The following is a 14,093-nucleotide window of genomic DNA, read 5'->3' as shown; positions in this document are numbered from 1 at the left end:
CAACCAGGGTACGGCAGACGACGCGGATCGCCGGGTGGGATACGGTCGTCGGGTGGCCAGCACGAAGAAGCTCTTCAGCGCCTTGACCCGCCGCGGGCCGCACAAAGTTCTCTGCGGTGACCTGGCCTTTGCCGGTCTGCCCGGCATCGTCTACACCCCGGCGAGTGGCAAGAACCTGCCGGGCGTCGCGTTCGGCCACGACTGGATCACATCTGCCGAGCGGTACCGCGGAACGCTGGAGCATCTCGCCTCGTGGGGCATCGTCGCCGCAGCGCCCAACACCGAGACGTCGCTGGCGCCGTCGGTACTCAGCCTGGCCTATGACCTCGGTACCGCGCTGGACATCATCGCCGGGGTGCGGCTGGGCGGCGGCGACATCAGCGTGCACCCGGGCAAGCTCGGCGTCGCCGGGCACGGATTCGGCGCGTCGGCCGCGGTGTTCGCCGCGGCAGGGATGCCGACGAAACTCAAGGCCGTCGTCGCCGCGTATCCCCTGGTCAGCAGTCCCCCTGCCGAGAAGCCGGCGGCGGGGCTGAAGGTGCCGGGGCTGATTCTGACCGATCCGGGCGATCCGATGACCCTGCGTTCCAACGCCGTCGAGCTGGCCCGCGCCTGGAAGCCGGCCACGCTGCGGTCGACGTCGAAGACGAAGGCCGGCGGGCTGGTCGAAGGTAGGCGCCTCGCGACGGCCGTCGGGCTGCCGGGCGCTGACAAGGGCACCCAGCGGATCGTGCGAGCCCTGATGACGGGCTATCTGCTGCACATGCTCGCCAGCGACAAGGACAAAGGGACCTACAGCGCCTTCGCCGATCCCGAGGGCGCGCTGCCGAAGACCGAGATCATGGATCCCTTCTCTGACGATCCGGTGGATCTCGAGAACAAGGTGGTCGCTCTTCTCAAACCCTGACGCGCTCCTCAAACCGTGAGGCGGTAGAACTAGGCCATGCGCACGGGCATCTTTCTCAACTACGCGGGTGGGTTCCTCGAAGCGGTCGACGAGGTCGTCGAACTCGAGAAGATCGGGATCGGCATCGCGCTCGTGCCCGAGGCCTACTCCTACGACGCGATCAGCCAGCTCGGCTTCCTCGCCGCGCGCACGTCGCGGATCGAACTCGGCACCGGCGTCGTCCCGATCTATACCCGCACCCCGGCGCTGATGGCGATGACCGCAGCGGGATTGGACTACGTCTCCGACGGCCGATTCCGTCTCGGGCTGGGCACCTCGGGGCCTCAGGTGGTGGAGGGTTTCCACGGCGTGCCGTTCGACGCGCCACTCGGACGCACCCGCGAGGTCGTCGAGATCTGCCGGCAGGTGTGGCGTCGCGAGCGCGTCACCTACGAGGGCAAGCACTACCAGGTGCCGCTGCCCGCAGAGCGCGGCACCGGGCTGGGCAAACCACTGAAGATCATCAATCAGCCCGTGCGCGAACGTATTCCGATCACCATCGCGGCACTCGGACCGAAGAACGTCGAGTTGACCGCGGAAATCGCGGAGGGCTGGCAGCCGGTCTTCTTCTATCCGGAGAAAGCCGACGACGTCTGGGGCGAGGCGTTGCGGGCCGGGGCGGCACGGCGCGATCCGGAGCTCGGCCCGCTCGACGTGATGGTCAGCGCCAGCCTGGCGATCGGCGACGACGTCGAGGACCGATTGGCTTGGGCCAAGCCACAATTGGCGCTCTACATCGGCGGGATGGGCGCCCGGGGCAAGAACTTCTATCACAACCTCGCGACGCGCTACGGCTTCGGCGAGGTGGCCGATCACATCCAGGACCTCTATCTGGCGGGCAAGAAGGCCGAGGCGATCGACGCGGTGCCCGACGAGCTGGTGCGCAAGGTGTCGCTGGTGGGGCCGCGGGGCTTCGTCGCCGAGCGGGTCGCGGCGTTCGCCGAGGCCGGCGTCACCACCCTGCTCGTGCATCCCCTCTCCGGTGATCGACGCGAATCCGTGGGCTTCGTGGAGGAATTACAGTCGCTGCTATGACCGAGCTGACCGAGGACGTCGTCGCGTTTCTGTCCGAAGGCACCCGCACGGCGAAGCTGGGGTACCTGGCCGCCGACGGACGGCCGCTCGTGGCGCCCGTATGGTTCGTCGTCGACGGAGGCCAACTCGTCTTCAACACCGGCAAGGACACCGCGAAGGGCCGCGCTCTGGCGCGCGACCCCCGGGTGGTGATCTGCGTGGACGACGATCGACCCCCCTTCTCGTTCGTCCAGGTGCAGGGCACCGCCGCGACCAGTGAGGATCTCGACGAGGTGCGGGCCTTCGCGGCCCGTATCGGCGGCCGGTACATGGGCGCCGACCGCGCCGACGAGTTCGGCCAGCGCAACGGCGTACCCGGGGAACTGCTCGTCCGCGTCACCCCGACGAAAGTAGTGAAGGCGTTCGACCTGGCTGATTGAGCGCGCTCTGGAAGAGTGCCGAGCATGCGCATCGACCTGACCGACAAGATCGCCGTCGTCACCGGAGCGAGCAAGGGCATCGGACTCGCGATCAGTGAGGCACTCACCGAAGCCGGCGCGTTCGTCGTCGCGGGTGCCCGCAGGAACAGCCCGGGGCTCGAAGCACTCGAGGCAGCAGGTGTGGCGAGGTTCGTCGCCGCGGACCTGTCCACCGCCGAAGGACCCAAAGTTCTGGTCGCCGCCGCGGCCGAGCGCGGTGGCGTCGACATCCTGGTCAACAACGCCGGCGCCGTCACCCCGCGATTCGCCGGTTCGCAGTCGGTCACCGACGACGACTGGACCGCCGCCTGGTCGCTGAACTTCCTGTCGGCCGTCCGCACGACGCGCGAAGCCATCCCCCTCCTGCTGGCGCGCGGGGGTGGCGCGATCGTGATGATCGGCTCGGTCAACGCGACGTTGCCCGAGTGGAACATCATCGACTACAGCGCCACCAAGGCCGCGATGGCCAACTACGCGAAGAGCCTGTCGAAAGAGTTCGGCCCCCAGGGCATTCGCGTCAACACGATCAGTCCCGGGCCCGTGGCCACCGACCTGTGGCTGGCCGACGACGGCGTCGCCGCGCAATTCGCCTCCGCCAGTGGCGGTTCCGCTGATCAGGTGGTGGACGCGGTCGCCGCCGGGGCAGCCACGGGACGGTTCACCACACCACGGGAGGTGGCAGACCTCGCCGCGTTCCTGGCCGGCGATCGTGCCACCAACATCACCGGCGCGGACGTCCGTATCGACGGCGGCTACGTCACGACCATCTGAGTCACGCCTGGATTCCGCCGGTCAGGATCGCGGCGAGCTCCCGGTAGGCCGCCGCGTCGTCGAGTCCGGTGCGGTCACGCACCGCGCGCTGCTGGATGCCGACCATCATGGTGGCGACCAGTTCGGCGGCGAACGCGGCGTGCACGTCGCGGAACTCGCCGGCCGCCACCCCGGCCGCGATCAGCTCCTGGACGCGCTGTGCCGCGATGCGGGTGTTCTGCTCGTAGATGGCCCGCGCGGGGGCGAACGCGTCGAGATCGGCCATGAACCGGTCCGACGCCGGATCCAGCTCCTCGCCGACCGCCTGAAGATAGGCGGTGACGCGCTCGCGCGCTCCGTCCGCGGCGGCGACACGGTGTTCCACCGATTCGGTCGCCGTGCGGAAGAAGTGCACGGTGGCGGCCGTGACCAACTGCTCCTTGCTCGCCGCCAGGGTGTACAGCGTGGACTTCGAGCAGCGCAGCCTCGTCGCGATCTCGTCGAGCGTCAAGTGCGCGAAACCCTCGGCCAAGAACAGCGCGACCAGCGCATCGAAGAGCTCGGTGCGCCGCCGGGTGGCGAATGCGGGCGTGGTCACACTCCGATAGTACTGCAGCAAGTCCTGTAGTACTGTCCGACGTATGCCAGTGGATCGCCTGCTGCCCACCGACGAGGCACACGAACTCATCGAGCTCGCCCGGACCATCGCGGACAAAGTGCTCGACCCGATCGCCGACAAGCACGAAAAAGACGAGACCTACCCCGACGGCGTGTTCGCGACGCTCGGGGAGGCCGGGCTGCTCAGCCTGCCGTACCCCGAGGAATGGGGCGGCGGCGGTCAGCCCTACGAGGTCTACTTGCAGGTGCTCGAGGAACTGGCTGCGCGGTGGGCGACGGTGGCTGTCGCGGTCAGCGTGCACGGTCTGTCCTGCCATCCGCTCATGACCTTCGGCACCGTCGAGCAGCGATGTCGTTGGCTGCCCGACATGCTCGGCGGGTCGCTGATCGGCGCGTACAGCCTCTCCGAGCCGCAGGCGGGCTCGGATGCCGCCGCGCTCACGTGCCGGGCGGCCGCCACCGACGGCGGCTACCGCATCACCGGCGAGAAGGCGTGGATCACCCACGGCGGAATCGCCGACTTCTACGCGTTGTTCGCCCGCACCGGCGAAGGATCACAGGGGATTTCGTGCTTCCTCGTGCCCCGCGACCTCGACGGACTGACCTTCGGCCGACCCGAGGAGAAGATGGGTCTGCACGCCGTACCCACCACCGCGGCCTACTACGACGGGGCGTTCGTCGATGCGCAGCGACGGATCGGCGACGAGGGCCAGGGTCTGCAGATCGCGTTCAGCGCGCTGGACGCCGGGCGGCTCGGCATCGCGGCCGTCGCCGTCGGGTTGGCGCAGTCCGCACTGGACGCCGCGGTCGCCTACAGCCAGGAGCGAACAACGTTCGGCCGCAAAATCATCGACCATCAGGGACTCGCGTTCCTGCTGGCCGACATGGCTGCCGCCGTCGATTCCGCGCGAGCCACCTACCTCGACGCGGCCCGGCGCCGCGACGCCGGGCTGGCCTATTCGCGTCAGGCGTCGGTCGCCAAGCTGACCGCCACCGATGCGGCGATGAAGGTCACCACCGACGCCGTGCAGGTGTTCGGCGGTGCCGGCTACACCCGCGACTACCGGGTGGAGCGATTCATGCGCGAAGCGAAGATCACGCAGATCTTCGAGGGCACCAACCAGATTCAGCGCCTGGTGATCAGCCGCCACCTGGCTCGGTAGCCGGCGGCGGGCCGACCTGCGGAACCTCGTCGGCGGCGATTTCACACGGCGTGCGCTCCTCGACGGGGGGCAACGCTTCGGCAGGTGGCGGCGGTGGCGTGGGCGCCGGCGGCGCTGCGGCCTCGGGCTCCGGTTCCGCGGCGATCGGTTCGGCGGCCTTCGGTTCGGTGGACATCGGTTCGGCGCCAGGCTCGTCCGCTGCGGACTCCTCGTCGGCCGGATCCTCTTCGTCGGGTTCCTCGTCTACCTCGTCCTCGTCGTCGGGTTCGTCCTCCTCATCGTCGAGTTCAGGCCGCTCGGGTGGCTCGCTGTCGTCGACGGGGATGTCGTCGACGGGGCTGATCGCCGGGTCGGAAGTGCCGCTCCCCAGCAGCCCACTCAATGCGTGCGCGAAGCGCTGCCCCACCGCCGGCATCGCTCCTCCACTTCCACCAAGTCCCAAATCCGACAGCGGCGGCGCGGCCGCTGTCGGCGGGACAGGCAGCGGCGACTCGGGAGCCGCGGCGGCTGGCGGTGACGGTGCGAGCGAGGGCACCGACGGCACCGGTGGCTGCGACGCCGCCGGTGGTGGCGGTGTCCAGGCCGCGGGTGCTGTCGGTGCGGGCGCCGCGGGCGTGAAGGGCACTGCGGGCGAAGCGTACGCGGCCGGCGCAGCAGCTGGGAACGACGCTGCCGGGGCGCTCGGCCCGAGTTCGCCAGGGATCTCGAAGTCCGCGGGCGGGCGCCTGCTGATCTCGGCGGTGGCGGTGCGGTACGCCTCGGCCACGGCCGCGCCCGCACCCTGCACGGCGGTCAGCCAATCCGCGCCGATCCGGTTCTGCACGAACGGTTTCACCTCGGCATCGACGAGCTCGGCCGCGGCGACTCGGTCCCCCACACCCGAGGTGACGGTCGTGGCGGCGGCCAGCCACTGCTCCCGCACCGCACCGACATCGGATTCGACACCGATGGTGGTCTCGACCTTGGAATCGACCGCGCGCCAGAGCTCGTCGAGGGTGCGCCGCAGCGCCGTGGCGGCAGCGGCAAGAGCGTCGGCGACCACCGCCGACGCCGCCCCGTGGCGGTGCAGGAACTGCAGCGCCGCCTGCGCGCCCGACCCTTGCCACGCACCCGCCAACACGCCGGCCTGATCGTCCTGGATGGCCAGCGCCTCCCGCGCCGCCCGCACGGCCGCGTCGACAGAAGCACAATCGCGCTGCAGGACAACGAGATCCATACCCTCCTCGGTGCCGTACCAGTCGCGCACCTGCCCGGGATGTAGCGTCAGATCGGAGTCGGTGAACCCCACCTGATGGGACGCCCACACGTACTCCGACATCGCCTCGACCGAGGGTCGACCCTGCGCCAACCTGCCGGACACGTCGAACGTCTCGGCCACTAGCCCACCCGCTCGGCGGCGCGCTCGTCGGCGTCGACGTACCGGTCGACCGAGACCTCCAGGGCCGCCGCGATCTCACCGGCCGCCCGGGACCACGCCGACACCGAGTTCGTCAGGTCACGCAGCGCGGCCCGCAGCGCCTCACCCTGCGCGACGTATGCCCTCCCGGCCGTCGACCCACCAAAGGCGATGTGGGACAGATTATCTCGCACCGTCCGACCTACGATATCGGCTGCGCGTTCGTACTCCCTCGCGACGGCGCGCAGCGCACCCACGTCGACGCCTGTGCTCCCCATACCTCATTGGACGCACGGGGCGACGCCGCGGTTCCCCCGCTGATCGACGAAAGCTACGACTCCGCGCTGACCGACTGCGCGACCTTCGCCGCCAGCTGGCGAGCTGTGTCCTCGTCGGCCGCCTCCACCATGACCCGCACCACCTGCTCGGTTCCCGACGGACGCAACAGGATTCGCCCGGTGTCACCCAGTTCGGCCTCGACCTCGGCGACCGTGTGGCGCACCGAGGGCGCATCGGCGACCGTCGCCTTGTCGGCCACCGCGACGTTGATCAGCACCTGCGGCAGCGTCTGCATCGGCGCCGCGAGGTCGGCCAGGGTGCGGCCGGTCTGCGCCATCCGGGCCATCAGCAGCAGCCCCGTCACGATGCCGTCACCGGTCGTGCCGTAGGCCGGCAGCACGACATGGCCGGACTGCTCCCCGCCCAGGGCGTACGCGCCGGCGCGGAGTTCTTCGAGGACGTACCGGTCCCCCACCCCGGTGGTGCGCACCTCGATACCGGCCTCGCGCATCGCCAGGTGCAGGCCCATGTTGCTCATGACCGTCGTGACCAGCGTGTTGCGCGCCAGCTCGGCAGACTCCTGCATGGCCAGGGCCAGCACCACCATGATCGCGTCGCCGTCGATCGTGCGCCCGTGAGCGTCGACGGCCAGGCAGCGATCGGCGTCACCGTCGTGAGCGAGACCCAGGTCGGCCCCGTAGGACACCACGGCCGAGCGCAGCGATTCCATGTGGGTGGAGCCGCAGCCGTCGTTGATGTTCAACCCGTCGGGGTCGGCATGGATCGGGATGACGTTGGCACCCGCGGCGCGGTAGGCCAACGGAGCGGCGACCGAGGCGGCCCCGTGCGCACAGTCGACGACGACGGTCAGCCCGTCGAGCCGGGTCTGCGCCGCCGTCTCGACGTGGCGCACGTAGCGATCCAGGGCGTCCTCGGCGTCGAGCACGCGGCCGACACCGGCGCCGGTCGGCCGTTCGCCGGGACCCTGACGAACCAGTTCCTCGATGCGGTCCTCGGCGTCGTCGTCGAGTTTGTGGCCGCCGGGACCGAAGATCTTGATCCCGTTGTCGGGCATCGGATTGTGGGACGCGGAGATCATCACGCCGAAGTCTGCGTCATAGGCGCTGGTCAGATAGGCGACCGCAGGCGTGGGCAGCACGCCGACGCGCAGCGCGTCGACACCCTCGCTGGTCACGCCGGCGATCACCGCCGCCTCGAGCATCTCGCCGCTGGCGCGCGGATCGCGCCCCACCACGGCCAGCCGCCGGCCGGAGGGAGTCGATCTGGTCAACCGCCGGGCCGCCGCCGCGCCCAGCGCCAGCGCCAGCTCGGCGGTCAGATCCTGGTTGGCGACGCCGCGCACTCCATCGGTGCCGAACAGTCGAGCCATGGTGACAACCTCTCACACGAGTCTTCGAGCACCCTAATGCCCGGGAACCGCTCACAGGACAAAGACAGACGCCCGGCCGCTCCGAAGAGCAACCGGGCGTCTGTGCGGACTGATCAGCGCTTGCTGTACTGAGGCGCCTTGCGGGCCTTCTTCAGACCGTACTTCTTGCGCTCGATGGCGCGCGGGTCACGCGTGAGGAAGCCGGCACGCTTGAGCGCGGGCCGATCCTCGGGCTGCACGATGATGAGCGCACGGGCGATGGCCAGGCGCAGGGCGCCGGCCTGCCCCGAGGGGCCGCCACCATCGAGGTGGGCGTAGATGTCGAACTGCTCGACCCGGTCGACGGTCACCAGCGGCGCCTTGATCAGCTGCTGGTGCACCTTGTTCGGGAAGTAGTTCTCCAGGGTGCGGCCGTCGAGGTGGAACTGGCCGGTGCCGGGCACCAGGCGGACGCGGACGACGGCCTCCTTGCGACGGCCGACGGTCTGGATGGGACGGTCGATGACGACCGGCTCACGCGGGGCCTCTTCGGCCTCGGTGATCACACCCGCCTCCGGGGCCTCGGTGCTCTCGGTCGTGTACTCGGGTTCGGTCACTGGGCCACCTGCTTGATCTCGAACGGAATCGGCTGCTGCGCGGCGTGCGGATGATTTGGGCCGGCGTACACCTTCAGCTTCTTCTGCACCTGACGGCTGAGCTTGGTGTGCGGCAGCATGCCGACGATCGCGTTCTCCACAACCCGGGTGGGGTGCTTGAGCAGCAGTTCGCCGATGGCGCGCTTGCGCAGGCCGCCGGGATAACCCGAGTGGCGGTAGGCGAACTTCTTGGTCAGTTTGTCGCCGCTGATGGCGACCTTGTCGGCGTTGATGACGATGACGAAGTCACCGCCGTCGACATTGGGCGTGAACGTCGGCTTGTGCTTGCCGCGCAGCAGCTTGGCTGCTTCGACGGCGAGCCGGCCGAGTACCACGTCCTGGGCGTCGATGACGTACCACGTACGCGTGGTGTCACCCGCCTTCGGCGTGTACGTAGACACAGCGCTACCTCTGTTTCTTTCTCGGGTGGATCCCGGGGGTCCGGGTGCCGGTCAGGCGTCCGCCTCTGCGTTGCCTCGGCGACCGACGGAGACCCGAGGTACACGACAAGCGCAGCGCACGCCAACGAGGGAGCCTACCGGGGGGTGTCCCCGCAGGTCAAAACACGCTATCCGGTTGATCGGGGACCAGACTGCCGTCCGCCCGATGCAGGGGCCCGTCCCCGCCGCCGGGTTCGACGTAACCCTCGGTGGCGCAGGCGTAGGGCTCGGCCTGACCCTCGGGCTCGATGAACATCGGGTTGACGATCCAGCGGCCGTCGGCGTCGTCGTAGGCCCGGCACATGAGCTCGGTCTTGTTGCGGTTGATCGCCAGGCGCAGAGCGGTCGCGTCAGAGAGGAAGCTGACGTCGGTGTCGGAGTCCCCAGCCCCGAACGCGGCCCGGCGCGGCGGGGCGGCGACGTCGTAGGCGGCCGGGCCTGAGATGCCGAAGACCTCCTCGTTGACGCGGCAGCGCTTGCCGTCGATGTAGGGGATGGACACCGATCCGCCGCACGGCACCAACCGGGAGGTGACGACGTCGCCGTCACGCTCGGTGCGCACACCCATCACCTTGTCGGCCGGGATGCCGAGACCGGCCGCCCACACCCGCACGACGGGTTCGGCCGAGGCGGAGATGATGCGCACGTCGAAACCGTTGGCCTGCAACGCCCCGATGAGATCGCGCATCTGCGGGTAGTAGCGCACCCAGCCGGTCTGCTCGGTGCTGCCGACCTTCTGCTCAGTGCCTTCGGGTGCCGCCAGGTTCTCCTGCCGTGCCTGCTCGGCGAACCCGACGAGCTCCGGCTCCGGCCACCCCGCGAGCAGCTGCGCGGCCCACGCGTACGCGGGTTCCATCCGGCGCGCGTCGAAGCCGGCGAACGCGGGCTCCTTGGCGGTGGTCTCGGCGTCGCCGTAGATCGACACCAGCTCGTCCGCACAGGCCACGTCGGTGTCGGTGGGCAGCGGCTGACCGGGGACCCCGGCCGCGCACGCCCGCGACAACGCCGCGACGGCGGCCGGGGTGAGGTACGAGCTGGTGGTGGTCCAGTCCGCGGGGGCACGCAGCTTGCCGTTGCGCACCATCCAGAAGAACGTGGCGTCTCCGATGTCGTTCTTGACGACGGTGTTGTCCCAGTCGAACAGCGCCAGCGGGGCCCCGGTCGCCACGTCGCCCGATCCGCCGCACGTGCCCAGCTCAGCCATCATCGCGTCGATGCGCGCGCGATTGTCGCCGTACCAACCGGGGTCGGCAGCCAGCGTCCGGCAAGCCGGCGCCGCAGATGCCTGCGGGATCGCAGCGACAGATCCTGTGACTGCCAATGTCAGGGTGGCGGCGGCGGACAGGGCGATCCGGCCGATGTGGTGAAACATGTTGTCTCCGATCAGGTCAATGCGGTGATGTCGGGCGTGCCGAGGGCCCGGGAGGTGTCCTTCAGGTCGACGCCGGAGCGGCCCAGGGCCACCGCACCGTCGACGAGGCTCGCGGCGATGCGCGCAGCCTCGGCGTACCCCAACCCGCCGGGCGGGTGGATGTTGGAGATGCAGTTGCGGTCGGCGTCGCTGCGACCGACTCGCGGCAGGTGCGTCAGGTAGATGCCGAGGCTGTCCACCACGCTGAGGCCGGGCCGCTCCCCGATGATGACCAGCACCGTACGGACCCCGGCGGCGACCGCGATGTGATCGCCGAGCGCGACCCGGGCCTGCGTGGCGATGACCGGTGGCGCCAGCGTGTGCTGCGGCGCGAGCTGTGCGACCAGCGCGGCGAGCAACTTCGGCCCGTGCATTCCCAGCGCTGTCGGGGACAGGCCGTCGGCGAGGACGACACCGATGTCGGCACCCGTCCTGGGTATCTGCGCGACGTCGGCGGGCAGGCGGCCGAGGTCGGGCCGGCGCAGGTACTCCGCGCGGGACGTGGCGCGGCTGGACACCACCACGGGCTCGCCGATGCCGACGTCGCGCACCTGGGCGACGACCGTGTCGACGTCGAGCGGATGGTGCACTGCATCGCGAGCCGCGGCGTGCGCTGCCGCGAGTTCGAGGACATCGCGACTGGGCAGCGCATTGCCCGCGCGCCCCAACCCGATCCGCGCCTGCGTCGTGGCCCGCAGCTCGTTCCAGAAAGCTTGGGCGGCAACCTGATCGGAGGTCATGATGCTGCCAGCGCGCGCAGCGGCGAACGCGTCACGTCCAGTGGGAGCACCCGGCCGGCGTCGTCCATCATGCCGACCGTGCGCAGCCACGCCTCGAACTCGGGTGCTGGCCGCAGCCCCATGGTGCGGCGGGTCACCAGCACGTCGTGGAACGAGAGGCTCTGGTAGCCGAGCATCACGTCGTCAGCGCCGGGCACGGTGATGACGAACGACACCCCGGCCGCGGCGAGCAGCGTGAGAAGGGTGTCCATGTCGTTCTGGTCGGCCTCGGCGTGGTTGGTGTAGCAGACGTCGACACCCATCGGCAGGCCGAGCAGCTTGCCGCAGAAGTGATCCTCCAGGCCCGCCCGCACGATCTGCTTGCCGTCGTAGAGGTACTCCGGACCGATGAACCCCACCACGGTGTTGACCAGCAGCGGCTGCAGGTCCCGCGCCACCGCGTAGGCCCGCACCTCCAGCGTCTGCTGGTCGACGGGCCGGCCACCGGTGCCCAGGTGGGTGCCCGAACTCAGCGCCGACCCCTGTCCGGTCTCCAGGTACATGACGTTGGTGCCGACGGTGCCACGCCCGAGTGAGCGGGCCGCCTCGTTGCCTTCGCGCAGCACCGCGAGGTCGACGCCGAACGCGGTGTTGGCGCCCTCGGTGCCCGCGATGGACTGGAACACCAGGTCGACGGGCACGCCCTGCTCGATGAGCCCGATCGTCGTGGTGACGTGGGAGAGCACGCACGACTGCACGGGGATGTCGTAGCGCGCCCGGATCGAGTCCAGCAGGTGCAGCAGATCGGCGGTGGCGTGCGGCGAATCGGTCGCCGGGTTGATGCCGATGACGGCGTCCCCACAGCCCAGCAGGAGCCCATCGAGGACGGCAGCCGCGATACCGCGCGGATCGTCGGTCGGGTGGTTGGGCTGCAGCCGGGTGGCCAGCGTGCCGGGGACGCCGACGGTGGTGCGGAACGCGGCACGGACCTCGGTGGCCGCGGCCACGGCGATCAGATCCTGGTTGCGCATGATCTTGCTGACCGCCGCGACCATCTCGGGGGTCAACCCGGGCGCGATCGACGCGATCCTTGCCGCGCCGTCGTCGCGGGCCGCCGCGTCGAGCAGCCAATCCCGCAACCCACCCACCGTGAGGTGGGCGATCGGCGAAAACGCTTGTCGGTCATGGCTGTCGATGATCAGCCGGGTGACCTCGTCGCTCTCGTAAGGCACGACGAGCTCGGTGAGGAAGGTGTTCAGCGAAAGGTCGGCCAACGCCCAGGCCGCTGCGGCGCGCTCGGCGTCGCTCTCGGCGGCGCACCCCGCCAATTGATCACCCGACCGCAGCGGGGTTGCCTTGGCCATCAGGTCGACCAGGCCGTCGAAGCTGTAGGTCGTTCCCGAAATCTGCTGCGAGAATTTCACGTCAGTCCGCCCTCGGCCTGTGCGAGCATCGCGAACTCCTCGTCGGGTGAGTTGGCCACCAGCCGGTGCCGGCTGCCGAATGCGAAGTACAGCAGGAATGCGGCGAACACCGCGAGGCAGCACAGCGCAGCGATGGTGTCGACGAGGAACGTCGCGATCACAGCCAGCGAGGCGATGACCAACGCGAATCCGGTGGTGGCCACGCCGCCAGGCGTGCGATAGGGACGCGGCATTCTCGGTTCGCGCCGCCGCAGCACGATGTGGCTGACCATCATCAGCACGTAGCTCACCGCAGCCCCGAACACGGCCATGTTGAGCAGCAGATCACCCTTGCCCGTCAACGACAGCGCGAAACCGATCACGCCGGGCACGATCAGCGCCAACGTCGGCGCCTTGCGCGAGTTCGTCACCGACAGCACCGTCGGCAGATAACCGGCCCGCGACAGCGCGAACAGCTGCCGGGAGTAGGCGTAGATGATCGAGAAAAAGCTGGCGATCAACCCGGCCAGCCCGATGTAGTTGACGACGGTGGCCGCCGTGGTGCTGCCGAGCGCCTCGACCAGCGGGTTGCCGGACTCCGACATCGCGGCCGCGCCGCCGGCGCCGGTGGCCAGCACGAGCACCCCGACGCAGGTCACCAGCAGCACGCCCATCGCCGCGATGATGCCGCGCGGGACGTTGCGCTCCGGGTTCGCTGTCTCCTCCGCGGCCAGCGGTACGCCCTCGATGGCCAGGAAGAACCAGATCGCGAAGGGGATCGCGGCCCAGATGCCGAGGTAGCCGTACGGCAGCAGCGACGACGCGCCCGCGGCGTCGGTGGGCGCGATATCGGTGAGGTTCGCCGCGTCGAAGCTCCCTGCGGCGGCGATCACGAACACCACCAGTCCGACCAGAGCCACGGCGGTGATCACGAACATCACCTTGAGCGCCTCGCCGACGCCGGAGAGATGGATACCGATGAAGACCGCATAGGCGACCAGGTACACCCACCAGCCGTTCTGAATGCCGAAGAGCCCCAACGACTCCACGTAGGCGCCGATGAACGTGGCGATGGCGGCCGGGGCGATCGAGTACTCGATGAGGATGGCGGTGCCGGTGGCGAAACCGCCCCATGGTCCGAGTGCGCGCCGCGCGAAGGTGTAACCCCCGCCCGCCGCGGGCAGCGCCGACGACAGTTCGGCCATGCCCAGGACCAGGGCCAGATACATCGCGGCGATGATGACCGCGGCGATCGCCAGCCCGCCGAAGCCGCCGTGGCCGAGTCCGAAGTTCCAGCCGGAGTAGTCACCGGAGACGACGTAGCTGACGCCGAGGCCCGCGAGCAGCAACCAGCCGGCACTCCCCTGCTTCAGTTGGCGCCGCGCCAGGTACTCCTCGGACTGTCGATGTTCTGCGACGCTCTGCCGCGGGCTTGAGGCCATGATGTCCA

At 69.7% G+C, this 14,093-nt stretch carries 15 protein-coding genes; 5 read left to right on the top strand and 10 right to left on the bottom strand.

The genetic code is table 11. The features are described 5' to 3' along the window. The first annotated feature begins 52 nt into the window (after window positions 1-52). The 4 genes from PGN37_RS16540 to PGN37_RS16525 are packed head-to-tail and all read left to right on the top strand — an operon-like array spanning window position 53 to window position 3,210. Complete coding sequence (locus PGN37_RS16540) at window positions 53-907, top strand: dienelactone hydrolase family protein (RefSeq protein WP_335332084.1); 855 nt, start codon at window positions 53-55, stop codon at window positions 905-907. A gap of 36 nt (window positions 908-943) precedes the next feature. Continuing rightward, complete coding sequence (locus PGN37_RS16535) at window positions 944-1,981, top strand: LLM class F420-dependent oxidoreductase (RefSeq protein ID WP_335332083.1); 1,038 nt, start codon at window positions 944-946, stop codon at window positions 1,979-1,981. Continuing rightward, entirely contained in the window at window positions 1,978-2,400 is a 423-nt protein-coding gene (locus PGN37_RS16530; RefSeq protein ID WP_335332082.1) for a PPOX class F420-dependent oxidoreductase, read from the top strand. The genes PGN37_RS16535 and PGN37_RS16530 overlap by 4 nt, the downstream gene beginning before the upstream one ends. 24 nt (window positions 2,401-2,424) lie before the next feature. After that, window positions 2,425-3,210 carry an oxidoreductase gene (locus PGN37_RS16525; protein ID WP_335332081.1) on the top strand — a complete coding sequence of 262 codons (786 nt, stop codon included), beginning with the start codon at window positions 2,425-2,427 and terminating at the stop codon, window positions 3,208-3,210. Window position 3,211: 1 nt separating this feature from the next. Here the strand turns inward: PGN37_RS16525 and PGN37_RS16520 are convergent, their stop codons facing one another. Next, window positions 3,212-3,787, bottom strand: a complete 576-nt coding sequence (locus tag PGN37_RS16520) for a TetR/AcrR family transcriptional regulator (RefSeq protein ID WP_335332080.1) — start codon at window positions 3,785-3,787, stop codon at window positions 3,212-3,214. Window positions 3,788-3,830: 43 nt separating this feature from the next. Here PGN37_RS16520 and PGN37_RS16515 point away from each other — a divergent pair, with 43 nt between their 5' ends. Next, window positions 3,831-4,970: an acyl-CoA dehydrogenase family protein gene (locus PGN37_RS16515; protein WP_335332079.1), complete on the top strand. Its 1,140-nt coding sequence runs from the start codon at window positions 3,831-3,833 to the stop codon at window positions 4,968-4,970. On the opposite strand, the gene PGN37_RS16510 is transcribed toward PGN37_RS16515, so the two are convergent. From PGN37_RS16510 to eat, 9 genes are all read right to left on the bottom strand, one after another. Continuing rightward, window positions 4,948-6,348, bottom strand: a complete 1,401-nt coding sequence (locus PGN37_RS16510) for a hypothetical protein (RefSeq protein ID WP_335332078.1) — start codon at window positions 6,346-6,348, stop codon at window positions 4,948-4,950. The two genes, PGN37_RS16515 and PGN37_RS16510, sit on opposite strands and share 23 nt — an antisense overlap. Continuing rightward, window positions 6,348-6,644 carry a type VII secretion target gene (locus tag PGN37_RS16505; RefSeq protein WP_335332077.1) on the bottom strand — a complete coding sequence of 99 codons (297 nt, stop codon included), beginning with the start codon at window positions 6,642-6,644 and terminating at the stop codon, window positions 6,348-6,350. Before PGN37_RS16505 ends, PGN37_RS16510 begins: the two co-directional genes overlap by 1 nt. A 53-nt stretch (window positions 6,645-6,697) precedes the next feature. Further along, entirely contained in the window at window positions 6,698-8,035 is a 1,338-nt protein-coding gene (gene glmM, locus PGN37_RS16500; RefSeq protein ID WP_335332076.1) for a phosphoglucosamine mutase, read from the bottom strand. A gap of 113 nt (window positions 8,036-8,148) precedes the next feature. Continuing rightward, the gene (gene rpsI / locus PGN37_RS16495; RefSeq protein WP_442932943.1) at window positions 8,149-8,631 is read right to left on the bottom strand and encodes a 30S ribosomal protein S9; all 483 of its coding nucleotides are present in this window, start codon (window positions 8,629-8,631) and stop codon (window positions 8,149-8,151) included. After that, entirely contained in the window at window positions 8,628-9,071 is a 444-nt protein-coding gene (gene rplM / locus PGN37_RS16490) for a 50S ribosomal protein L13 (RefSeq protein ID WP_335332075.1), read from the bottom strand. The genes rpsI and rplM overlap by 4 nt, the downstream gene beginning before the upstream one ends. Window positions 9,072-9,228: 157 nt before the next feature. Then, entirely contained in the window at window positions 9,229-10,482 is a 1,254-nt protein-coding gene (locus PGN37_RS16485; RefSeq protein WP_335332074.1) for a haloacid dehalogenase-like hydrolase, read from the bottom strand. Window positions 10,483-10,493: 11 nt separating this feature from the next. Next, window positions 10,494-11,261, bottom strand: coding sequence for an ethanolamine ammonia-lyase subunit EutC (gene eutC / locus PGN37_RS16480; RefSeq protein WP_335332073.1), 768 nt, complete (start codon window positions 11,259-11,261; stop codon window positions 10,494-10,496). Beyond that, the gene (locus PGN37_RS16475; RefSeq protein WP_335332072.1) at window positions 11,258-12,664 is read right to left on the bottom strand and encodes an ethanolamine ammonia-lyase subunit EutB; all 1,407 of its coding nucleotides are present in this window, start codon (window positions 12,662-12,664) and stop codon (window positions 11,258-11,260) included. Before PGN37_RS16475 ends, eutC begins: the two co-directional genes overlap by 4 nt. Beyond that, complete coding sequence (gene eat, locus PGN37_RS16470; protein WP_335332071.1) at window positions 12,661-14,085, bottom strand: ethanolamine permease; 1,425 nt, start codon at window positions 14,083-14,085, stop codon at window positions 12,661-12,663. Before eat ends, PGN37_RS16475 begins: the two co-directional genes overlap by 4 nt. Window positions 14,086-14,093: the final 8 nt, after the last annotated feature.

The organism is Mycobacterium kyogaense, assembly GCF_036946525.1.
Classification (GTDB): domain Bacteria; phylum Actinomycetota; class Actinomycetes; order Mycobacteriales; family Mycobacteriaceae; genus Mycobacterium; species Mycobacterium kyogaense_A.
The sequence above is the reverse complement of the archived record's forward strand: the minus strand, read 5'-3'. Positions and strand labels throughout refer to the sequence as shown.

Excerpts from the sequence above, each read along its gene's own strand:
- PGN37_RS16535 (WP_335332083.1), top strand. The coding sequence starts at position 944 with ATGCGCACGGGCATCTTTCTCAACTACGCGGGTGGGTTCCTCGAAGCG.
- PGN37_RS16530 (WP_335332082.1), top strand. The coding sequence starts at position 1,978 with ATGACCGAGCTGACCGAGGACGTCGTCGCGTTTCTGTCCGAAGGCACC.
- PGN37_RS16525 (WP_335332081.1), top strand. The coding sequence starts at position 2,425 with ATGCGCATCGACCTGACCGACAAGATCGCCGTCGTCACCGGAGCGAGC.
- PGN37_RS16515 (WP_335332079.1), top strand. The coding sequence starts at position 3,831 with ATGCCAGTGGATCGCCTGCTGCCCACCGACGAGGCACACGAACTCATC.
- PGN37_RS16505 (WP_335332077.1), bottom strand. The coding sequence starts at position 6,644 with ATGGGGAGCACAGGCGTCGACGTGGGTGCGCTGCGCGCCGTCGCGAGG.
- glmM (WP_335332076.1), bottom strand. The coding sequence starts at position 8,035 with ATGGCTCGACTGTTCGGCACCGATGGAGTGCGCGGCGTCGCCAACCAG.
- PGN37_RS16485 (WP_335332074.1), bottom strand. The coding sequence starts at position 10,482 with ATGTTTCACCACATCGGCCGGATCGCCCTGTCCGCCGCCGCCACCCTG.
- eutC (WP_335332073.1), bottom strand. The coding sequence starts at position 11,261 with ATGACCTCCGATCAGGTTGCCGCCCAAGCTTTCTGGAACGAGCTGCGG.
- eat (WP_335332071.1), bottom strand. The coding sequence starts at position 14,085 with ATGGCCTCAAGCCCGCGGCAGAGCGTCGCAGAACATCGACAGTCCGAG.